Genomic DNA, 23,303 nt, shown 5'->3' with positions numbered 1-23,303 from the left:
TTTTTTCTTAATAAGTCGTTAATGGCAAAATTGTTCAATCTGATTCTGTAAAGAAGAATACCTAAAAATTACCTTATACTATAATAAACCCTATATTAAATCAGTAAACTTTATTACCGATTACAATAAGTTATATGCCAATAGTGTGCCAAAACAAAAAATAATTGAAAATCAAATATTTACAATAACATAATATTTATATATATTCCATTTTTCGGAAATCAATTCTCATTACAAGAATAAATTGCCCTTTTTTTGTCCCTAATGCTATACTAGTATATGTCGCTTTAATATCTGCTAACTATCCGCATATAGTCAACTATTTTATTCGTCCTTTTGTCCGAACGAAGTGAGTCTGGTTTGCGACCGATCAACAACTTGATTTTTAGCCAGGGATGGATACAGCCTTAATTTTTTGGCGGTACCTTCTTTTTGCATCAAAGCAAAAGGTATCAATTGATATAAGATACTTAAATCATACTGCCAGACTTTGCTTCCTTTAAGCAGATACTCAATTTGTCTAAATATTCCAGAAACGGTTATCTTTGCAGCCTATGGCGAATGAAAATACTTTACAGGCAATAATTGCCCATGCAAAAGAATATGGTTTTGTCTTCCCTTCCAGCGAGATTTATGATGGTATGGGAGCAGTATATGATTATGGTCAGTGGGGCGTGGAATTGAAAAGAAACGTACGCGAGTACTGGTGGAAATGGATGACCCAGATGAACGAGCAGAACATTGTCGGTATTGATGCCGCAATCTTCATGCATCCGACAGTATGGAAAGCAAGCGGACACGTAGATAACTTCAGCGATCCGATGATTGATAATAAAGACAGTAAGAAGCGCTACCGTGTAGATCACCTGATCGAAGGATATGCAGAAACCCTGTCTAAAGAAGACGGCGAAGCATTGATCGCAGCAATGGAAAAGCATATTGCGGCTGATGATTTCGTGGGTTTAAAAACATTGATCGAAACAAATAAAATTGCTTGCCCGATCAGCAAAACCGTTAACTGGACTGACGTTCGTCAGTTTAACCTGATGTTCTCTACAGAGGTTGGTTCTGTTGCAGACGAAGCCAGTAAGATCTACCTGAGACCAGAAACGGCACAGGGTATTTTCGTAAACTTCCTGAATGTACAGAAGACCGGTCGTATGAAAATACCGTTCGGTATTGCACAGGTAGGTAAAGCATTCCGTAACGAAATTGTAGCGCGTGGCTTCATCTTCCGTATGCGCGAATTCGAACAAATGGAAATGCAGTTCTTCGTACGTCCGGGCTCTCAGAAAGAGTGGTACGAATACTGGAAAACAGAGCGCATGAAATGGCACAGTACCCTGGGTATTGATCCAGCTAAATACCGTTTCCATGATCATATAAAACTGGCGCACTATGCAGATGCAGCCTGCGATATCGAGTACGAATACCCTATGGGCTTTAAGGAGCTGGAAGGGATACACAGTCGTACTGATTTCGATCTGAAAAATCACCAGGAACTGAGCAAAAAGAAATTACAATATTTTGATGCTGATATCGATCCTGAAACCGGAAAGGCTTATGGCAACTACATTCCGTATGTTGTAGAAACGTCTATAGGTCTCGACAGAACGGTGTTGATGTTAATGAGCGAAGCATATACCGAAGAGGACCTGAGTACGGAAGAGAAACAAGACAGCCGTGTGGTACTGAAGTTCATCCCGAAACTGGCTCCTGTGAAACTGGCGATATTACCATTAATGAAAAAAGATGGCCTGCCGGAAGTTGCAAAAGCTTTACTGGATGAGTGTCGCCCGCATTTCAAATGCTTCTACGAAGAGAAAGATGCAATCGGTAAACGTTACAGAAGAATGGATGCCATCGGTACTCCTTTCTGTGTAACCATTGACCACCAGACCAAAGAAGACCAGACCGTAACCATCCGTTATCGCGATACTATGGTGCAGGAGCGCATTCATATCAGCGCGGTAAAAGACCTGGTATTAAAATCTCTGTAAGACAGCGATCAAATTTATATTTATTAAAAGAGCTATGGCGCAGGCCATAGCTCTTTTAATTTGATTTTACTATTATACCTAGCCTTTGTAATTAACTAAAGATCTGTAAACCTCCATACATCTCAACACTTACTAATAACAAAAGAAGAACTCTATTTATAGTGACCTTTTATCCGCTCCCCGACTGCAACACTTATCACACAAAAAAGAAATAATATATCTACAATATTATCAATGTAAGCAAAACATATTAAACAAAAATTATTTTTATAAAAAGAAATGCATTTACTTTTGTACAGCAAAAAATGCAAAGCGTATGGAATGAAAAAAGCAAAAAGGAAAACCGTGATAATGAATAAGATCATTATTCTTTGAGCTGGATAAAAGACTTTCTCAATATCACGAACAACATCATTTTTGAGTTACAGAAATATGTTCTCATAATTCAATATTCATTAGGTGTTGATGATTGTAATTCCCACCCTGTCACTATTACATGATTCTATAAAAAATACTTTGAGCTAAGTGGCCTTTTTATAATAATCTGTATTTCAAAAGTAACTGAATTCTATTTTTAGAATTGACATCGCTAAAAGGTCCATCGTAGGGAATTCCGATCATAATAACGGTTTTTAAATTGACTGTATATGAAGAGAGATTCTACCCTCCGCTGGGTTGTGGCACTTAGTGCCCTGCTGTCAAGTCATGCACTGACAGCCCAAACCCCATTAACAGATGTGACCACAGTGTCTACACCTGTTTCTTTAAGTTCCGGAAGCGGCGCTTCCAACATTCTTGACAATGCATCTGATAGCTACGGCAGCATCTCTGCAAGTGCCACATTTCGAGTCGATCTTGGTACTGCGAAGGTGATTACCGGCTACAGCCTGACCAACCAGGACAACAACACTAATCTCCCCACCAATTGGCGTATTGAGGCTTCTAACAGCGCAACAACAGGCTATGTAACACTTGATACACGTGCCGGTAACAGCTGGGAAAAAACGCAAGCTTCCCGTAAGTTTTTTGCGATCAACAACAACACCGCATATCGCTATTACAGGATAGTAAACTTATCTATCGTTAGTATGCGCGTGACCGAATTGGAACTATTTGACAACTTCTATATCAGTGGCAAAGTGTTCAAAGATTACGATCTGAACAATGTAAAAAGCGGCAGTGAGCCTGCCGTTCCGGGCGTTAAAGTATGGATTAAAAAATTATCTACTGCAACACCCGTAGCCATGACGACCTCAGGAGAAGACGGCTCATATCTGTTTGATGCTTCTGTACTGAACGGCTTAGAAATCTTTGCTGTGGCTGCGGCACCATCCGGAAGCCTGCAACCAAGAACAGAGCCTATGCCACAATCGGGCTTAAACTTTCCTTCATTGACGGCTGATGGCAGCTTCTTGTTTTCTAACATCAATGCGAATCAATATAGCCAGTCGGGAGAAATTAATTTTGGTTTTTTAGACCCAAAAGTAACCACTGATGGCCCTGTATTAGAAAACCCCAATCTTGTTACAAATGCCTTTAATGGTACATTTGGTTCATCTGATTCAACCGGAAATAATTTTGTACTGAACCATCCGAATGCGAAGTATTTTTCTTTAACTGCTTCACACCCGGAATTATATTCTAATGTGACCGGTTATACAACAGGAAGCAATTATGGATACCAGGGCGGAAGCAACTATGGTACAAATGGCTTCCTTTGGGATGAAGGTAAATACCTGGTTACGGACTTCCTAGGCACCGTATTTTTAGAATCCGGAAGTACAGATATGGAGTTAAAAGGTATCCTCAATAATGCCACTTTCGGATGGAGAATATCTACCGGCGCAACAAGCGGCGCATGGAATGACCGCTTCCTGGCCATCAATGGTAGTTCTCTTCAGGACAGCAGTCTTAATGCCAGAATATTTGCCGATACGGTTACCCTGGATGCCGGCAATACTTACTCCATGGGCTTCTATGGCAAGTCTGCAAACAAATGGCAACAGGGTGCTGCAGTAGCCAAACCTACGGTAGTGAAATATTTTGTAAAAAGAATATCTACCGGAGATACAGCTGCTTTAGGTTCTATTTCGGTAGTACCCACCACCAGTAATGCTACGGATAGTGTAAACATAGGATGGAATAAGGCATTCACCGATTTTATTGCTAATAACAGCGGCAGCTACGGTGTTTACTTTATTGTTACTTCATCTGATGTGGCCGGTAATGATGCGTATTTTGACAACTTCTTCCTGCGTAAATCATCATTCAAAATAGCGGGCAGAGTTTATAACGATGCCAATGGTATGGAAAACGGTCTGGTAGATGGTGCTACCATCAGTACATTCTCCGGAGCTGCTATTTATGCTTACCTTATCGATCCTGAGGACGATCATATTCTGGGTAGTACTACAGTGGCTGCCGATGGCTCTTTCAGCCTTTTTGCACCCTCGTATGCCGAGTATAAAGTTGCGATCAGCAGCAATAGTATGATCAATGGTTCTGTATACAGTGCAGGTTCTTTGCCCTCCAACTGGGTCTTTACCGGAAGCAATTCTGGCACCAATAACCTGTCCGGAAGCAACATCATTGCCGTCAATCCGATGATCTCGGTTTCACCGGTAAATACAACTACTGATGTTACACAAATCACGTTCGCATATGATCGCTTACCGGAAAGTTATAACCGGAATAAAAATGTTAGCGGAGCTCCGGTATACAACTCCTTTGTATCCTTAAGTGATGTACCCTTACAGGGCTCTGACATGGAAGACAATGCAGGCGTTCAGGTAAACTGGAATACTAAAAAACTGAAAATAGTTACCCTGCCTACCGCAGCGTTTATACTGAAATATAACGGTTCTGTATTGGTTGCTGGAAGTATTATCACTAGCTATGATCCTTCATTATTATCCATCGCACCGTCTCTTTCCACTCCGGGCGGCACATTGAATACTTCATTCACTTATGTCACCTATGATGCTGCAAATTTACCAGATGCAACCGCTGCTACATACACTGTTACCTATACACAGCCATTGCCTATAGAACTAGCCTACTTCCGCGCCACGGTAGAAGATTGTAATGCAATCCTAAGCTGGGCTTCAAACACCGAAATACAATTCCGCGAGTTTGGAGTCGAAAGAAGTAATGATGGTAAAAACTTTACTGAAATAGGTACTGTATCACCCACAGGATCCAATAGCAAGTACATGTTCAAAGATGTATCTGCCGAAGGAAAATTGTACTACAGACTTAAACTGGTAGACAATGACAGGAGCTTTACCTACAGTACAGTTGCAAATGCATTTGTAAACTGTATGAAGGAAACTCTGATATTCCCGACAGTAGCTAAAAATGTAATTTATATCCAGAATGCTACGATAAACAGTAAAGTCAGTATTTACAATATAAATGGCAGCATGGCTAAAGAATTGACCATAAAAAGCAATATGGAGCAGGTAGACCTGACCGGACTGGCTGCAGCCAATTACCTGGTGACTGTCAATGACAATGGCAACATAACCAGTGCTAAAATTGTAAAAGAATAAAGAAACATAATGTTGTAAAGTTCATGTTTTGAACCCGGCACTTTGAGTCTTCAAAGTGCCTTTTCTTTGATCATTGATGAAGGGTAATATGCCTACGATTCCCTGATGATATATTCAGTATTATCGACTCAAATCCACAGCTGTATTGAATAGCTGATGAAAAAATAAAGTAAACGCATCAGCAATACACCGCATATTCCTCAACCTGTTAATTATATTTTAATTATCGCAGCGCAAAAGCATTAGCCTATATATTTGTCCTTATTCCTCTATATTACTCATTACAAACAAGAACTATGAACAAAAGAAAAATGATTATGATGGCTGCGGTTGCAGCATTTGGTGTGTTGGCTTTTGCATCCTGCACAAAAGATAAAGTGACCACACACAAAGTACAATTTAAAGCGGAAGCATCTGCCGGCAGTAATATTTCCGTAGCAGTATACGGTATTGATGGCAATACAACTACTGCGACCAGCTTGAGTGGTACTACCTGGACCAGTCCTGAGATCACGGCTCCAGCGGGCTCTTTGAGTGCTAACGCTGCCGTTAATGCCGATGGAGCAAACGCTTCTTCTACCCTGAAAGTTCAGATCTATGTTGATGGCAAAATGGTAAAAGAAGGTACTTCCAGCGGACAGTATTTAAGCGCTTCTGCAGGACATCAATTTTAATTTTACCGTATCAGAAAAGAAAACGGAGTTGCAACATTATGTGCAACTCCGTTTTTATATACAATTATGAATGTAATAACTGAGTCAACTGCTCAATCAGCTCCAGTGGCGGCTTTACGGTAAATATACCTGATCGGCTTCCACTTCTTACGCCTCTGAAAAAGACATAGATCACCCCTCCGAAATGGGTATCATAGTCGTATTCATCTCCCATGCGTTGCTGCAGGTATTTATGTACGGCAACGGTGTAGATCAGGTATTGCAAATGATAGTTATGCTCTGTCATGGCATCGTATAATAAATCGCCTTCATAATCTTCAAGCGTACAACCCAGGTAATTCGATTTCCAGTCCAGTACATAGTATTGTCCTTTATGCGCCAGCAGCAGATCTATCTTACCATTCATCATCCCCTGCAGACTGAAATACTTATCATTCATAGTTGCGCCAAAGGACTCCAGTAAAGGGATTAAGCGGTTCTGCATAGCAGCAGACTGTACAGGAAAATTAAATTCTAGTTCATTAAGCTTATACTGATTAGCGATTTCTTGTAATTGAAACACACGTCCTCCGATCGAGAGCTCTGCCTGAACAATATGTGTTATCAGCTGTCTCATCCAGTCTGTACGGTCAATCTTTATTTCATCCTTACTGCGCACATTAAATACCGAAAGCAACATTAATTCATATCGATTCAGCTGCTCCAGGCTGCTGTAATCACGTGTAAAATCAAGCTGTTCCAGCATTTCATGCAACTGTGTTCCGGCATCGGCCCCACGGGGCAATTCATTAAACACAAAATGATCATAGCCTGTAAGTTCCGGGCTACGAGCCTTAGGGATATGCTCATGCTTTACATTCAATGCAGAATAACTGACCATAGACCAGGGAGAACGGCTGCTCTGTATTTTTGATTCTTCAAAGGTAACCGGGGTCAGTACCAGCTGATCATGCACTGCATGATAGGCCTGCACTTCTTCCGGACTCTCATACTCCGGCAATATGCCTTCTGCCCCATTCAGCTGCTGAACAAACCTTGCCAGTCCTGAATCTTTATATCCTGTCTTCGCAAAATAAATATAGCATTTATAGACCGCACGGGTCAATGCTACATAGATCAGGCGCCTTTGTTCCTGCTCTGCTTGTTTTAATATGCGGGCTTCCTGTTCTTCACTTAGCTGCTCTTTTTCTGCAAAGGTCAGCTGCCCATCGGTATCTTTAAACTGGTTATAGCCAGAACGTAATCCTTCCTTAATATGGATTCCATAAACAAAGACAATATTATACTCCAGTCCCTTGCTTTTATGAATAGTAACGATACTTACCGCATTTTCATCACTCTCAAGCTGTACCTCATAAGTATCGCCTGCAACGGCTGCTGCATCCGGATTCTGTAACCAGACGAGAATATCTTCTGCCTGCATATTACGCCGGTATTGCTGCTGATGTACTAACTGCACTAACTGCAACAGATTAGTCAGCGAGCGCAGGGATCGCGTATTTCGGGACATGTTTTGCGGTATACTGAAATCGCTGAAAAGCTTCTGAAAAGCCTGGTATATCTTTTGATCCATCACCAATTGATGGTATTCACGGAACAGGGCCATCATCGCAATTTCATCAATATACTTACGCTGTAACAGTACGCCCTGCTCCTCATAAAACAGGGTATTCATAAAGCTCAGGTACAATGCAGTAGCGATATGTTGTGCGGTAGGCTCTATCATGGCCTGCAACAGCAGTACAATATCCCTGGCTTCTGCGGTGCGCAATACACGTGTATCGTCGATCGGCACCGCTAGAATATTATAACTTCTCAATAGTTTTTTGATCTCGGCACCGTCTTTACCACTGCGTACCAGGATACCAATATCGCTGGGCTGTACAGGGCGCATACCACCTTCCTTATCCGGATCTCCGATCATGCATCGATTCGCCGGGTCCAGCAGCCAGGCGATCTCGCGGGCGATAGCTGCTCTTGCGGCACCGGTTTTATCATAACCGGAAAGTATCAGTGTGTTTTGTTCCGGCTGACCATTACAGTACATTGTTCTGCGTTGGTCTTTACTCTCTACAGGTATATAGGTAATCCTGCTTTGATCCGCATCATCGTATCCGAATGCCTGGTCACCGATTGCACCGAAGAAACGGTTTACCGAACCGATCATAGGTGCCGTAGACCGGTAGTTCACATTCATGGAGTACAGCTGCTCTACCTTTTCACGGGCTGATAAATAGCTGGCCACATCTGCACTGCGAAAGGCATAGATACTCTGCTTGGGATCGCCGATCAGGAACAGTATCGTATCATTAGTCAGGGTACGCTCCATAAACAGTCGTTCAAACAGGGAAAACTGTACCGTATCCGTATCCTGAAATTCATCTATAAACACCGCCTGATATCGGTTTCGGATCAGCTCTATCAAATGATCGTTCTGCTCTGTCACCACAATCCGGTGCAGGTCCTGTATCATCGCATCAAAGGTGAGTATACCGTTTTGCTGCACATAATCGGTTACCTGCACTGCATAATATTTCAATACATGGTAAGAAAGATAGGTCCTGAATGCAGCTCTTTTTGCTTCCAGTTCCTGTTCTGCCGACACGATCTCCCGGAGGGTTTCCCAGAACGGACCTTCCAGTTTCTGTATATAACCGGTTCCTTTTCTTGCAGCACTTAATGCAGCTTCTGTAAATGCAGATCTGTCTCCCAGCAAAGGTTCCAGCGACTTGCGTGCGTAGCCATTGGCCGCAACACTCTGTGCTGTTATTTCATAATGCGTTTCTAATAAATGACTGAGTTGTACACGTTGCGCTTCCAGTCCGATATGAATCTGAGCGAGGTTAAGATAGGGTTCAAAATCATTGTATTCTTTTTCCGGATCAAAGGCTGCATACCGTTGTCCGCTCAGGTGTTTCTGTATCAGTAAAGGCAGTAACTCTTTAAACGCCTGCATTTCTTTCAGGGTAAAGGTATGTACCGGCAGATTAGTGATCACCGTTCTCCAAAAGCGATTCACAGCCATACGGATGATATCACTGAGATCACTTTGCAGACTGGCATCGAAATGTTGTTTGGTTTCGAAAGCAAATTCATTCAGTATCTGCTGGCTGAAGCCATGAATCGTCAGGATATTGGCCTCATCCATCATCAGCAGTTCTGCGCGCAGCCTGTCTTTCAGTCCATCAGCATCTTCTGCCTGCCGTACCAGTGCTGTGATCAAATCATCCGCAATAGGTAATCCACAGCTGGCATCATAAGCCATCTTGATAAAATGACGGATACGCTCCTGCAACTCTGCAACGGCAAAGCGGGTAAATGTTACAATCAGTTGCTGTGCAATCCCGATCTTTTGCTCAATAATCAGGCGCAATACCAGTATGGCTATAGAATAGGTCTTACCGGTACCGGCACTGGCTTCCACGAGATTCTTTCCCTGCAGCGGAACCTTCCTTACATCAAAAATCTCATGTTGTTTTTCCATACTCGAATACGGGTAAAATATATTGTTCTATCAAATCTTTAAAGCCTGAAAACAAGGCCTGTTGCTGCTCCCGGTCTATGTATTCAAAAGCATGCTGCACATATTCGTCATAGCAGACTTCACGGTTTATGGCATCTTCTATCTTGCCCAGGTAATTATCTATAGTTGTTTTGGCATCGTAAATATCAATATGAAACATGATCATCGTATGATGATGTTCCTTGTAAAAATCAAGCAGTGCATTCAGTCTCATCTTCGCTTCTGCCGGTGTAAGACTAGCCGCTTTCAGTAATTTATCCTGAGTCACCAGGTACGCCTCTTTTACCACACCGCAAGCCACGCCCAGCAAATATTGCAGGCTTGTACGTATCTTGCCGGCCCAGGCCTTATCTGCCGGCTTCAGCACATAAGTAACCAGCATATCCCCTGCCAGCTCAAGGCTTCCTTCAAACGTAATATCTCCGTACTGATACTCCAATAGTACAGGAGCAATCGCTGTATCTGCGACGAGTTTACGATACTGCTCATGGATTGGTTTAATCACCTGATTCTGCTCCGCAATAAAGGTTTCAGCCATATTACGCAGTGGCAGATCTCCATTATAATACAGGGCCTTGATCCTTTCCGGCACATCATCTTGTAACGCTCCTTCGATGAGCGCATTGCGTACCGTCCATCGCTTCAGGCTATCCAGGCTGAAATACTCATGATCATCAATATGCGCTGCTTCCTCATTGAAATACACCCCCAGCACTTTCTGATAATAGTATTGCACGGGTCGTGTCAAAAAACGACTTAAGGCATTTAAGTTCCATATCGCTTCGGGTACATGTCCTTCCTGTGCTGCATCAACAGTCACATGCGGGAAGGTCTCAGGTTTATGAATAGTGTAATTCGGAATCAGGTTACTGTCCGGCTGGTTATATCGCTTACTGAAGCTGTGCAGCGGATGCTGTTGTACCAGTACATCCCTGGCTGATACACCTTCTTTACGACAACCCGATTGTATATAGTCCAGCAGCTCATCAATGAGTACTGAAGGAGGTAAAGGTTTATTATCTTTAATTGATCTTCCTGTATAACTGAGGTATAATGCCTGCTCTGCAGACAATAACGATTCCAGGAAAAGGTGCTTATCATTATTACGGACATTACGGTCTCCGAGCATAGGTTTCTGCGCCATCAGGTCAAAATCGACATAGGCTTCCTTACGTGGGAAGCTATCAAAGTTCAAGCCCAGCATAGCAATCACTTTGAACGGAATGCTGCGGAATGGTAGTGGAGAGCAGAAGGTAATGCCTCTGTTGATAAAGTTGAGCTGCTGCTGTTCACTACCCAGGGCTTTCAGCAATCGCTTACTGAATACTTCATAACTGATCTTTGTATCCTCCAGGTAAGTATCAATAATTTCACTCTGACGGAAGCGGGTCAATAGTTCCCAGTAATCCTCGTCTTTATCTTCCTCTTCGCTAAGCATAAAGGTCAGGATCACTTCATCAATATAGTCTTTCCATTCACTGAGCGATTTAGGCGCTTTACGCTGCCTGATCATATCTTCCAATGCGTGAATGAAATTGCTTAAGGCCGTGAGCTGATGCAGGTCTTCGATATTATCAGCCACATCTGCTGTATAGACCATATGCCCGGCAGTATACCATTGCGGACCGTCAAAACAGGCACCATACATTAGTTGCTGCAGGCCGTACTTCCAGCTTACGAGATAAGTATCATCTACCGGATCTTTATAATCGTTCTCCAATCCGAAACGAATATTCACCTGTTCGATCATACTTCGGAGATAATCCATCTTGTATATCCCGAATCGCTGCCGGATGTATTGTGACTCCAGTAGTTCCAGGATCAGCTCTGCTGTAATATGCTGCTCATTCACGGATAGTAAAGCCATCAGTGCGCTAATGATAGAATCGCCCTGGGCAATGCTTTCATCAATAATACTGTAGCTGAATTTATACGGAGCATTATCCATTACCGCACGTATATAAGGAGCATAGGCATTGATATCACTGACCATTACTACAATATCTCTTTCTGTTATGCCCTCATATGTCTGCTCCTGTATGGCATGCAGCAGGTAATTGTACAATACCTCTACCTCTCTTGGTATGGAGTAATGCGCTGTTATGGTAATACTCTTATCGTAGAGCTGTTCTTTTGAAAAATGGATATCTTCAATTTTGTTATGGTAGATGTCATGTTGTATCTGCTGCAACAGTGTCTGCGATGCCGGCACCTCGCCCGGCAATTCATTGACTGCATTGATAAACTCATCTGCCTGGAAGAGCAGGCGATAGGTATTCTGCAATATCTTACCCCAGCTGGTTAACAGCGGATTACCCACCGTTAAATGTGCTACATTCTTTCCCTTAAATTGTTTCAGGAAGATTTGCTCCTCCTGCTCATCTTCAAACCAGTAATGGTCCGGTGCGGGATTGACCAGGTAACAGCGAAAGTCGATCACGCGGCTGAGTTCATAAAAAACATGGAGGTGAAAAGGAGTCAGGATGGACAATCCGAACAGGTACAATACCGGCATAGCTTCCCGTATACGTTCCTGCTGATTCGGATCTTTCAATTGCTCCAGCACATAGTGATAGATATCGGTCACATCCGGAAAAGCTTCCCTTGAGCGGCCCTTAATGCTTTGCCAGATATAGGCCTGCCATTGCATATCCGCATCCAGCTCTTCCCAGCTATACCGGTTCCAGCGTTCAATAAGCCGGTTACGGTAGATCTGGTACTGGTCAAAAAGATCGGCAATGCGGGCCGCAAATTCCCATTTTTTCAGTTCCTGTTCTGTCCCCTCTTCTATATAATATGCAGCCTGACGGGGAAAGCGTCGTTGAAAATCGGTCGAGCCCAATACTGCATATATAAGCCAGTCAATATTCTGGCGGTTAATTTTATAATAGGATTGTCCGCCGAGCATTCCATAGATCTCCCACAAAAGATCGGCAGGTTTCATAAATTTCAGGTTGGCCGCAATACCCATCTGTTGTGCCATATTTACCACCAGCCAGTTGTTCATACCCACCGTTTGGGTAATCAGTCCATAAGGCTGAAAAACGCCCAGCTTATGACGCTGCATATCCGCAATCATCGCTGTGGAAAGAGATCTTATATGATTTGATATGTAAATTTCGAGTGACATGGTAAATGATTTATACTGCTGCGAATTGTTGCTGAATACCGGAAATACGACGTACCGTATGGGCCGATGCGGCCAGCACAATATCTATATCGCCGACGATGATGACCCGCTTACGGGCCCGTGTAATGGCCGTGTACAACAGCTCCCGCGTCAGTAACTGATGATCAGTCTGCTCGGGCAGTACAATTAATACCGAGTCAAATTCTGAACCCTGGCTTTTATGGATAGTCATTGCATAAGCACTGTCACAGGACAGGATCTGTGCCGGACTCAGGCTTTCATAACCGGTATCCGACTGCGGGAAAAAGACCTTCAATTCGTTTTTTTCCGCATTATCTTTCCGCACAATACCCATATCACCATTGTAAATGCCTTCCTGTGGCTGGTTTTGTAATACCATTATCAGGCGTTCCTCATAAAACACTTCATCCGGGTGGAAGAGTAAGCGTGTTACCTGCTCATTGAGTGCAGCAACTCCTGTCCTGCCCTCTTTAACGGCACAGAGTATGGTACTACCTGTGATCCGCTCCAGGGCTGTAGTAATATCACGTTGACCGATATATCCTCCCTGTTCCTTTTTCAGCAATGCCGCAAATTCCTGTAGCCAATCCTGTAAGGTACTGGCCGGATAAATGCCGACTTCTGCTGCGGGAGTTTCTGCAAAATCACGGATAGCCATTTCGTCATAGTGCAGTACAGCCTTACTGAGTTTGCCTATACCCTTCTGGTCATCGAAACGGTAACTATGTTGTAGTTCTACAATATGCTGAAACAAAGGATAGCTGCTATTTTCCGACTGATACGCGGCATCCAGTTGCCGTGTAGGATCTATAACAAACTGGTTCAGTAAAGCTGCCCGTTCGGGGTCAAAATGATTGATATACTCTTCTTCAGAACACAGATCGCGGAATACGCTTCCCGCATCTACAGAGGCCAGCTGGTGCTTATCGCCCAACAGGATCACCCTTGTACGATTGGTATCAACCGCCTGCATCAGTTTATGAAATAAGGCCATATCTACCATAGAGCTTTCATCTACAATAAGAATGTCGGCTTCAAGGGTATGCAGTGCATGGTGTTTAAAATGTATGCTGCCCGGTATATAACCCAGCAGACTATGTATGGTGGCTGCCTGCAGTGTGGCAATGGTATCCGCTATATGTTCGGGAATGCTGGTATGCTGAAAGGTGCGCTTTGCTTTTCTCAATCCCTCTTCCAGCCTTACTTTGGCCTTACCGGTAGGCGCACAGATCTTGATCTTTGCATCCGGTTGCTCCAGCAGAAATAAAGCCAGCAGCTTCACTACTGTAGTGGTCTTACCAGTACCAGGTCCACCGGAAATAATACTGAACTGGTTCAGGAAACTATTCAGACAGGCTATCAGTTGCCAGTCCGGTGTGCTGCCTTTACTCTCGGGGAATAATTGAGAGACAATCAGCTCCTCCTGCTGCACCAGAAAATCATGCCGGGACTGATAGTACGTCTGCTCCCTATGCAGTAAGGCATTCACTTGTGCTACAAATTTACGCTCATAATGAAAAAAGCGATGCAGGTATAGACGATCTTCGAAAAGAATGAAGGGGCGCAATGCTTCGGGATTTCCAACCAGTTCATGCCGGTTCAGTATCTCCGGGTCGGGTAATGCTGGTCCATCTTCTTCCGCTACTTCATTTACATACAGGCATACATTTCCTTCTGCCATTTTGCGGGACAACTGATAGAGAAAAGGATATAAGTCGTCTTTGGCAAAATAGCTGGCAAAAGCATGGTGTACATTGGTATTCTGTTGCATATAATAAGGACTCCGACATTGTCGTTCTATAAATGCTAAAGTATTATTTTTTACGCGTTTACAGGCCTTCTGTATCATATTTTATACATAAAAAAGGCATTTGGCCGGATCTGTATGCAGCATACTGTCTTTATATTCAAAAGCACAGATATGCCTCCTTAAGAACAAGATTCCCCCTCCCCCGCTAAGGGTGATTTTAGGCCGGGGCGGGAGCGAAAACTTGTTTTTCGATTTGAAGAAGCTTACATTTGAACATAAAATTTTCTACGAGTATGTTACACAAAACAGGGATACTCAGCCTTGCTGCTGTAGCGCTTCTGGCTTCCTGCCAGGGCATTAACAGCAACAAAAACAAATCGGGCGCTGATCCTTTATCCTCCAATATAGATACCACTATCCGTCCGCAGGACGATTACTTTACTTATGCCAACGGTACATGGATCAAAACCCATGCCATACCGGATGAGTATAGCTCTACGGGCATTGCCCGACTGGTTATTGATGATCTTCAGGATCGCCTGAGGCTAATCAATGAAGAGGCGGTTAAAAGCCCCGATGGGAAAGTGGGCCACCAGATCGCCAACTTCTGGCAATCTGGTATGGACAGCACCAAACTGAATGCCGATGGGGCCAAACCGCTGGCAGCACTGCTATCGCAGGCCGATACGCTGAGTTCGGTTGCCTCTTTACTGCAGTATGCTGCTGAGCTGAATAAGATTGGTGTCGGCACCCTGGTCAACCTGGGTGTACAACAGGATGCCAAGAACAGCGAGGCAATGGCGGTATACCTGTACCAGGGTGGTATCGGATTACCGAATCGTGATTACTACTTCAATACCGATTCGCAAACGGTTGCGGTGCGCAAAGCCTACCCTGGCTACATTGAACGCCTGTATACACTTGCTGGTTTATACGCGGGTAAAGAAGGTGAGTATGCACAGAAAGTAATGGCTATCGAGACTAAGCTCGCACAAGCCAGCCGTAAGCTGGAGGCATTGCGCGATCCTTATGCCAATTATAATAAATACGGTGTGGCTGACCTGAAAACCAAACTGACGCCGCAGATCGACTGGCAAAAGTTCAACCAGGCAGTGGGCATACCGCAACTGGACAGTCTGATCGTGGGCCAACCAGAATTCCTGAAGACACTGGATGCAGCACTTAAAGCTGTTCCGCTGGAAGACTGGAAAGCATATATGAAATGCCATATCCTGAATGCATTTGCACCATACCTGAGCGATCAGTTCTCCGAAGCAAACTTCCAGTTCTATGGCCAGACACTGTCGGGCTCCAAAAAGCAGCAGGCGCGCTGGAAGCGTGTACTGAATACGGAAGAAGATGCGCTGGGTGAAGCACTGGGACAGCTTTTCGTAAAAGAATACTTCAATGAAAAAGCGAAAAAACGCTATGAGGATATGGTTGAAGAAATTCGCGCTGCATTGAAAACCCGCATTCAGCATCTGGAATGGATGACTCCGGCGACCAAAGAAAAAGCATTGCTAAAACTGGCTACGATGACCAAAAAAGTGGGCTATCCTGATAAATGGAAAGACTTCTCTGCAATGGAGATCAAAGAACAGTCTTATGCACAGAATGTAATGGCTGCCCGCAAATGGTGGCACCAGTACCAGCTGAACAAACTGGGCAAGCCTGTGGATCGTACAGAATGGGATATGACACCGCAGACCTATAATGCTTATTATAATCCTTCTAATAATGAGATCGTATTACCTGCCGGTATCTTTACCGTTCCTGGCAAACGTGATGAGGAACTGGATGATGCATTTGTATACGGTTATGCCGGTGCCTCTACGATCGGACATGAGATTACACATGGTTTTGATGATGAGGGTCGTCAGTTTGATGAAAAGGGTAACCTGCAGAACTGGTGGACTGCGGCTGATGAAGAAAACTTCAACAAGCGCGCAGCAGTAATGATCAACCAGTTTAATGCATATGAGCCACTACCGGGCAAACATATCAACGGGAAGGCCACTCTGGGTGAGAACATTGCAGATCTTGGCGGCGTGCTGCTGGGATGGGATGCTTTTATCAAAACCAAGCAATATACCAAAAACAATAAGCTGAATGGTCAGAGTCCTGCAGAACGTTTCTTCCTGGGCTATGCACATGGCTGGTTGTACAATATGCGTCCTGAAGAGCTGGCTAACCGCCTGCTGACGGATGTACACAGTCCGGCGAAGTTCCGTGTGAATGGTCCGTTCTCTAATGTACAGGCATTCTATGATACCTATAATGTAAAACCTAAAGACAAAATGTATATTCCTGCAGCACAGCGGGTGCATATCTGGTAAGGAGTTTCCTTATATCATAAAGCATTGTGGCGCGCCGGAGGCGCGCCACAATGCTTTATCCCCTGATTGAACATTCGCCTATAATACATGAGGGCAGCTGATTCAGCTGCCCTCATGTATTATAATAACCTGTGAACCGGATTAACGTAGTTCAAATGTTTCTGTAAATTTCGTAGTGAAGTTACCTTCTCTGAAATCTTTATTTTTCATCAGTTGCTGATGGAAAGGAATGGTTGTTTTTACACCTTCAATCACATATTCGCTCAGTGCGCGTTCCATTGTTGAAATCGCTTCTTCACGGGTTTGTGCTACAGCAATGATCTTAGCGATCATTGAATCGTAGAACGGAGGAATAACGTAACCTGCATAGATATGAGAGTCGATACGAACACCATGACCACCCGGTGTATGCAATACCTGGATCATACCAGGGCTTGGACGGAAGTCATTGTACGGATCTTCTGCGTTAATACGGCATTCGATCGCGTGCATGGTTGGTTCGTAGTTCTTACCACTGATTGGTTCACCGGCAGCAATTTTGATCTGCTCTTTCACCAAGTCATAGCTGGTTACTTCTTCAGTTACGCCATGTTCTACCTGGATACGGGTATTCATTTCCATAAAGTAGAAGTTACGGTGCTTGTCTACCAGGAACTCGATTGTACCAACGCTTTCATAATTGATGGCTGATGCCGCTTTGATTGCAGCTTCACCCATACGCTGACGCAGTTCCGGAGTCATAAACGGAGAAGGAGATTCTTCTACCAGTTTCTGATGACGACGCTGGATAGAGCAGTCACGCTCACTCAGGTGACATACAGTACCAAACTGGTCACCGGCTACCTGAATTTCAATATGACGAGGCTCTTCTACGAATTTCTCCATATAGATACCGTCGTTTTTGAATGAAGCACCGGCTTCTGCCTTAGCAGTATCGTATGCTTTTTCGATTTCAGACTCCTGCCATACTACACGCATACCTTTACCACCACCACCGGCAGTTGCTTTCAGGATTACAGGGTAACCCATTTCACCAGCCAGTTTTTTAGCTTCAGCTACGCTTTCAAGCAGGCCTTCAGAACCAGGAATTACCGGTACACCGGCAGCAATCATGGTTTCTTTGGCAGTCATTTTATCACCCATACGGCGGATCATATCCGGAGTAGGTCCGATAAATTTAATATTATAACGGGAGCAGATTTCTGCGAAGTCGGCATTTTCAGCCAGGAATCCATAACCAGGGTGAATTGCATCAGCATTGGTAATCTCGGCTGCTGCCATGATTGCCTGTACATTCAGGTACGAAAAAGTACCCTGTGGCTTACCAATACATACTGCTTCATCAGCAAAACGTACGTGCAGGCTGTCTCTGTCTGCTGTGGAGTAAACCGCAACGGTTTTGATACCCATTTCACGACAGGTACGGATGATACGTAAAGCGATTTCACCGCGGTTGGCAATAAGTATTTTTTTAAACATTTTCACGCTTTGAATAATTGATAAAACACAGGTAAAGAAAATGCGGTCATTTCGCCGCATTATTCTTTACCCTATACCTTTGTTTGGATTATTCTACAATAAATAATGGCTGATCGTATTCTACAGGAGTACCATCATCAACCAGTACTTTCACGATACGGCCACCCAGGTCGCTTTCGATTTCGTTGAACAGTTTCATTGCCTCAACGATACATACTACATCGCCGGCTTTGATCTCATCACCAACACCAACGAATGGTGGTTTATCAGGAGATGAAGAGCGGTAGAAAGTACCGATCATCGGGGATTTGATCACTTTACCACCTGCTGCAGGAGCTTCAGCAACCGGTGCAGCTGGTGCTGCAGGAGCCGGTGCCGCAACTGGTGCAGCTGCTACAGGAGCTACCTGTGGCATAGGTTGATATTGAGCAACAGGAATAGCCGTAATCGGCGCTTCGGCAGTTGCTTGTTTAATTGTGATTTCAAAATCACCGTCTTTTATAGACAATTCGCTGATATTAGATTTGTTTACAGCTTTAAGTAACTCTTGGATTTGTTTATACTCCATTGTAAATAAATTTAAATAGATATGTGTAGATACTCAGGTGATATGGTTTAATTATCCTTTTACACGCTCCATATACTCACCGGTAGAGGTATTGATGCGGATCAGTTCGTCTGTATCAACAAACAGTGGTACGTTTACAGTAGCACCGGTTTCCAGTGTAGCTGATTTCAGCGTACGGGTAGCGGTATCGCCTCTTAAACCTGGCTCAGTGTAGGTAACACGCAGCACTACAGAAGCTGGTAACTCAACACCCATAGGCATTTCAGTCTCTGTATTTACCAGTACAGAACACTCCTGACCGTCTTTATATAAACCCGGACGATCAATCATGTTTTCACCAACAACGATTTGCTCAAAGCTTTCATTGTCCATCAGGTTAAAACCGCTTTCGTCCTTATATAAAAACTGGAATGAACGACGCTCTACACGTACCGGGTAAACGGTATCGCCAGAGTTCCACGTATGCTCGATTGTACGTGTATTATCTACGCCTTTCAGTTTAGCCCATACTTTAGCAGCAGCGCGGGCAGTTTTATTTTGTCCGAATTCTACTACGGAATATAAGTTATTATCTAATTTTAAAATCATCCCATTACGGATGTCTCCTGTATTTGCCATGGATTACTATGTTTTCGACCTGCAAAAATAATAATTAAGTTCATTTAAATACAAAAAGGTCATTTTTTTTGTATTAATATCTGATTTTGAGCCTAAAACGGCCTTTCATACCGCAAAATAATCTTTTTAAGACGTTTTCCACAATACAAATAAGCGGTCTGTACTTAGGCAACATACTTTCCATTATTTATACTATTTTTGGATGATGTAATTTAAGGCAATAAGGCACATATGACCTTGTCTTATATTGATTGGCTATTATTTAATTATGCAAGAGAGACACACCAACAGGAAACAGTATTTTCTGGAACAGGCAGATACAACGGCTAAATTTGTTATCCCTTATATTGAACAGGTGATTCCGGTAACCCAGGAAAGCCGTGTGCTGGAGATCGGTTGCGGAGAAGGGGGCAACCTCGTTCCTTTCATTGAACGTAAATGTGAAGTAGTGGGCGTGGACATCAATAAAGGACAGGTCGAGAATGCAAGGGTATATATCGCAGAACACTGTTCTGACAATACTAAGGTCACCCTTATGGCCGAAAATATTTACAATGTTACTCCTGAGCAGATCGGCACATTTGATGTGATTATGCTGAGGGATGTCATTGAACACATTCCAGATCAGGCAACGTTTATGAAGCATCTGAAGAAGTTCCTGAAACCGGATGGCAAAGTCTTCTTCGGCTTCCCGCCATGGTGTATGCCTTTCGGCGGACATCAGCAGGTGTGCCAGCACAAGCTGCTCAACAAGCTGCCTTATTATCACCTGTTGCCGAAAAGCATATACAAAGGTATGCTGAAGACTTTCGGCGAAAGCAATGGTACCATTAAGGAGCTGATAGAAATTAAGGAAACCGGCATCAGCATTAACCGCTTTCAGCGGATTGTGCGCCAGAACGGGTACAAAACGGACCTGCAAACTTATTACCTGATCAACCCGAATTACCAGACAAAATTCGGTCTTAAACCACGAAAACAATTCAGGATCATACAGGCTATACCTGTACTGAGAGACTTCTTTACTACCTGCCTGTATAGCATCATCAGCGTAGATAAAAAGTAAATACTACAGAACCTTTTATATCAGTACAAAACCATAACTGTAAAGGTTATGGTTTTGTCTTATGGTATGTACAGAATAACACTGACTACAAGAGAGATGTGTATATTAAATTTAGGTTTCTCTTTAGTCAATGTCAAATATTTTGTACTTTTAAAATACTTATTCAAAACTAGTCACCTTGACAACGCTGATCAACGATATTAAACGTATAAAAGCTTTATTGTCCTATGGTATCATAGACACTCCCCCGGAAGCTTTTTATGATGACCTGGCCAAGCTGGTCGCTATTATCTGTAACACACCGATAGCGATTATTTCCTTTATTGATGACAAGAGACAATGGTACAAAGCAAAAGTAGGCACTGAAGATAATGAGGTCATGCTGGAAGAGACGATCTGTCAATTCACGCTGCTGGAAGATGATATCATGGAAATAACCAATCCTGTTGAAGATGCCCGTTTGATCAATAACCCAAATGTACAGAATGAGCATGGTGTAAGGTTTTACGCAGGTATATCACTAAAATCAATAGAAGGATATAATATCGGAACCGTATGTACTGCCGATGTAAGACCACAGCAATTAAGTAATGCACAGAAAGAAGCAATACGCATTATTGCCAAGCAGGTGATGCTGCATCTTGAAACGACAAAGCACAATAAAGATATGGGCATGGAGCTGGAAACAGTTTTGCGCCAGAAGGTTGCTTTTACAGAAAGGCAGCTCGAATTACAGGAAGCGGCCTACAATAACTTATTTGCAGCTATTTCTAAATCCAATGCAGTTATAGAGTTTCTTCCTGACGGAACGATATTCAGCACCAATGATCTTGTCGAGCACCTGCTGGGCTACCAGCCAAATGAGCTGGTGGGTAAAAATTATCAGTTCCTGTTTAAAGATGAACTCATTAACGGAGACGCTGCTTTCTGGCAAAGGCTGGTCAAAGGCGAGGCGCTTGTGGGATCTTACCAATGTATACATAAAAACAATGCCCAGACATGGGTGCTGGCCTCTTTCAATCCGGTACTGGATATGGAAGATGAACTGGTGCGCATTACGATGATCGCTCAGAATATTACCAGCGAGGTAATGGCACGCAATACGCTGGAAGCATTGCATCAGCAAAAAGACAATTTCATTGCCAACATAAGCCACGAACTCAGGACACCGATCCATGCCATCATCGGCTTTACCGATATATTGCTGGAGAACGAATGGGACCCGGAGCGGCGAAAACAAATAGAAGCGATCAAGCTGGCAAGCGATACCCTGTTATACCTTGTAAACGGTATCCTGGACCTGAGTAAGATCGAAGCGGGATTGTTCCAGTTTGATATGGATGATTTTGAGTTCAGACCAGTGATTGAGAATGTATTCTCCATCCTCAAACTTAAGGCCACCAACAAGCAATTAAAATTCAGCTTCAGCATTGAAAGTGATGTGCCGGCCTACCTGACCGGAGACAAACACAGGCTGACCCAGATCTTGCTGAACCTGCTGGACAATGCTCTTAAATTTACCGTAGAAGGTGCCGTTAAATTATTTATTGGCGTATCGGCACAACAGGAAGACAAGGTAACACTGGAGTTCCGCATTTCAGATACTGGTATTGGCATTCCTGAACATAAAGTACAATCTATATTCGGCCGCTTTACACAGGCTGAAGAAGATACTACCCGCAAATATGGTGGTACGGGCCTGGGCCTGAATATCTGTAAACTGCTGGTAGAAAAACAAGGTGGTACTATATCTGTAAGCAGTACAGAGGGAAAGGGATCTGAATTTTCCTTCTCCCTGGCTTTTGCTACTCCATCAGAGATCAGTACACTGCTTACCCAGCAGAAACCGGCTGAACGGATGGCTACATCAGGACGTATACTGATGTGTGAGGATAATGAGACGATACAGTATCTTACCCAAAAGCTCATGGAAAATACCGGCTGGAGCCTGGATATTGCCGCTAACGGACAGGAAGGCATTGAGCTGCTGAAAAAAGGCAAATACGACCTCGTGCTCATGGATATACAAATGCCGCAAATGGACGGCTATCAGGCGACACAGGCTATTCGCAGTGAACTGAATTCTGAAGTCCCTATCATTGCTCTTACTGCCCATTCGATGATCAAAGAAAAAGGCAGGTGCCTGGCTATGGGCATGAATGATTATCTATCCAAGCCTTTTGATAAAAAGGAGCTCCTGGATAAGGTCAGTTTCTGGTTACTGCACCCGACAAAGCATACCGATGAACCCGTTAAAGCAAGTACTGTATTCAGCCTGGATCGCTTAAGACAGCTCTCCGGAGGAGATAAAATATTTGAATCAGAGATGTTACGACTGTTCATAGAACAAAGTGCTAAATCAATGGTATTGATACAGCAGTATTACAACAATAAGCAGGCGGCAGAACTATCACAGGAAGCACATAAGCTTCGCTCCTCCTTCAGTCTTATAGGTGCTAATACCATTGTATTGAATGCACTGGAGCATGGAACAGACGAAAGTCAGAAACCCATACTGATCCAGCAGCTGGAAGAGCAGATACAAAATTTACAAACATTCATCAATAATACAATAGATAAACTGTAA

The 23,303-nt window shown here is 43.5% G+C and carries 12 protein-coding genes; 6 read left to right on the top strand and 6 right to left on the bottom strand.

The features are described 5' to 3' along the window. Positions 1 to 554 precede the first annotated feature (554 nt). The 3 genes from EMP01_RS07105 to EMP01_RS07095 all read left to right on the top strand — a co-directional run bounded on the left by EMP01_RS07105 (position 555) and on the right by EMP01_RS07095 (position 6,225). Positions 555 to 2,000: a glycine--tRNA ligase gene (locus EMP01_RS07105; protein WP_129020815.1), complete on the top strand. Its 1,446-nt coding sequence runs from the start codon at positions 555 to 557 to the stop codon at positions 1,998 to 2,000. A gap of 647 nt (positions 2,001 to 2,647) precedes the next feature. Further along, positions 2,648 to 5,551 carry a T9SS type A sorting domain-containing protein gene (locus EMP01_RS07100; protein WP_129020814.1) on the top strand — a complete coding sequence of 968 codons (2,904 nt, stop codon included), beginning with the start codon at positions 2,648 to 2,650 and terminating at the stop codon, positions 5,549 to 5,551. A 296-nt stretch (positions 5,552 to 5,847) separates the two neighbouring features. Next, entirely contained in the window at positions 5,848 to 6,225 is a 378-nt protein-coding gene (locus EMP01_RS07095; protein WP_129020813.1) for a hypothetical protein, read from the top strand. A 64-nt stretch (positions 6,226 to 6,289) separates the two neighbouring features. On the opposite strand, the gene EMP01_RS07090 is transcribed toward EMP01_RS07095, so the two are convergent. The 3 genes from EMP01_RS07090 to recD are packed head-to-tail and all read right to left on the bottom strand — an operon-like array spanning position 6,290 to position 14,670. Further along, complete coding sequence (locus EMP01_RS07090) at positions 6,290 to 9,709, bottom strand: UvrD-helicase domain-containing protein (RefSeq protein ID WP_129020812.1); 3,420 nt, start codon at positions 9,707 to 9,709, stop codon at positions 6,290 to 6,292. Next, positions 9,693 to 12,878 (bottom strand): exodeoxyribonuclease V subunit gamma, encoded by a 3,186-nt coding sequence (locus EMP01_RS07085; RefSeq protein WP_129020811.1) that lies wholly within the window; start codon positions 12,876 to 12,878, stop codon positions 9,693 to 9,695. The genes EMP01_RS07090 and EMP01_RS07085 overlap by 17 nt, the downstream gene beginning before the upstream one ends. Before the next feature lie 10 nt (positions 12,879 to 12,888). Then, positions 12,889 to 14,670, bottom strand: coding sequence for an exodeoxyribonuclease V subunit alpha (recD, locus tag EMP01_RS07080; RefSeq protein WP_161971247.1), 1,782 nt, complete (start codon positions 14,668 to 14,670; stop codon positions 12,889 to 12,891). Between the two features lie 272 nt (positions 14,671 to 14,942). On the opposite strand from recD, the gene EMP01_RS07075 reads away from it, so the two are divergent. Next, positions 14,943 to 16,985, top strand: a complete 2,043-nt coding sequence (locus tag EMP01_RS07075; RefSeq protein ID WP_129020809.1) for a M13 family metallopeptidase — start codon at positions 14,943 to 14,945, stop codon at positions 16,983 to 16,985. Between the two features lie 141 nt (positions 16,986 to 17,126). On the opposite strand, the gene accC is transcribed toward EMP01_RS07075, so the two are convergent. From accC to efp, 3 genes are all read right to left on the bottom strand, one after another. Then, positions 17,127 to 18,464 (bottom strand): acetyl-CoA carboxylase biotin carboxylase subunit, encoded by a 1,338-nt coding sequence (gene accC / locus EMP01_RS07070; RefSeq protein WP_129020808.1) that lies wholly within the window; start codon positions 18,462 to 18,464, stop codon positions 17,127 to 17,129. 88 nt (positions 18,465 to 18,552) lie between these two features. Then, positions 18,553 to 19,032, bottom strand: a complete 480-nt coding sequence (accB, locus tag EMP01_RS07065; RefSeq protein WP_129020807.1) for an acetyl-CoA carboxylase biotin carboxyl carrier protein — start codon at positions 19,030 to 19,032, stop codon at positions 18,553 to 18,555. 51 nt (positions 19,033 to 19,083) lie between these two features. Next, positions 19,084 to 19,650, bottom strand: a complete 567-nt coding sequence (gene efp / locus EMP01_RS07060) for an elongation factor P (protein WP_129020806.1) — start codon at positions 19,648 to 19,650, stop codon at positions 19,084 to 19,086. 268 nt (positions 19,651 to 19,918) lie between these two features. On the opposite strand from efp, the gene EMP01_RS07055 reads away from it, so the two are divergent. Together EMP01_RS07055 and EMP01_RS07050 are read left to right on the top strand one after the other, a co-directional pair. After that, positions 19,919 to 20,716, top strand: coding sequence for a class I SAM-dependent methyltransferase (locus tag EMP01_RS07055; RefSeq protein ID WP_129020805.1), 798 nt, complete (start codon positions 19,919 to 19,921; stop codon positions 20,714 to 20,716). A 178-nt stretch (positions 20,717 to 20,894) separates the two neighbouring features. Then, positions 20,895 to 23,303, top strand: coding sequence for a response regulator (locus EMP01_RS07050; RefSeq protein WP_129020804.1), 2,409 nt, complete (start codon positions 20,895 to 20,897; stop codon positions 23,301 to 23,303).

Origin of the sequence: Edaphocola flava, from assembly GCF_004118155.1 — a bacterium.
Lineage (GTDB): Bacteria > Bacteroidota > Bacteroidia > Chitinophagales > Chitinophagaceae > Edaphocola > Edaphocola flava.
This window is presented reverse-complemented; position numbering and strand designations above follow the sequence as displayed.

Bases quoted from the DNA above. Each gene is read 5' to 3' on its own strand.
- efp (WP_129020806.1), bottom strand. From the start codon at position 19,650: ATGGCAAATACAGGAGACATCCGTAATGGGATGATTTTAAAATTAGAT.
- EMP01_RS07095 (WP_129020813.1), top strand. From the start codon at position 5,848: ATGAACAAAAGAAAAATGATTATGATGGCTGCGGTTGCAGCATTTGGT.
- EMP01_RS07105 (WP_129020815.1), top strand. From the start codon at position 555: ATGGCGAATGAAAATACTTTACAGGCAATAATTGCCCATGCAAAAGAA.
- accC (WP_129020808.1), bottom strand. From the start codon at position 18,464: ATGTTTAAAAAAATACTTATTGCCAACCGCGGTGAAATCGCTTTACGT.
- EMP01_RS07055 (WP_129020805.1), top strand. From the start codon at position 19,919: ATGCAAGAGAGACACACCAACAGGAAACAGTATTTTCTGGAACAGGCA.
- recD (WP_161971247.1), bottom strand. From the start codon at position 14,670: ATGCAACAGAATACCAATGTACACCATGCTTTTGCCAGCTATTTTGCC.
- EMP01_RS07085 (WP_129020811.1), bottom strand. From the start codon at position 12,878: ATGTCACTCGAAATTTACATATCAAATCATATAAGATCTCTTTCCACA.
- EMP01_RS07075 (WP_129020809.1), top strand. From the start codon at position 14,943: ATGTTACACAAAACAGGGATACTCAGCCTTGCTGCTGTAGCGCTTCTG.
- EMP01_RS07090 (WP_129020812.1), bottom strand. From the start codon at position 9,709: ATGGAAAAACAACATGAGATTTTTGATGTAAGGAAGGTTCCGCTGCAG.
- accB (WP_129020807.1), bottom strand. From the start codon at position 19,032: ATGGAGTATAAACAAATCCAAGAGTTACTTAAAGCTGTAAACAAATCT.
- EMP01_RS07100 (WP_129020814.1), top strand. From the start codon at position 2,648: ATGAAGAGAGATTCTACCCTCCGCTGGGTTGTGGCACTTAGTGCCCTG.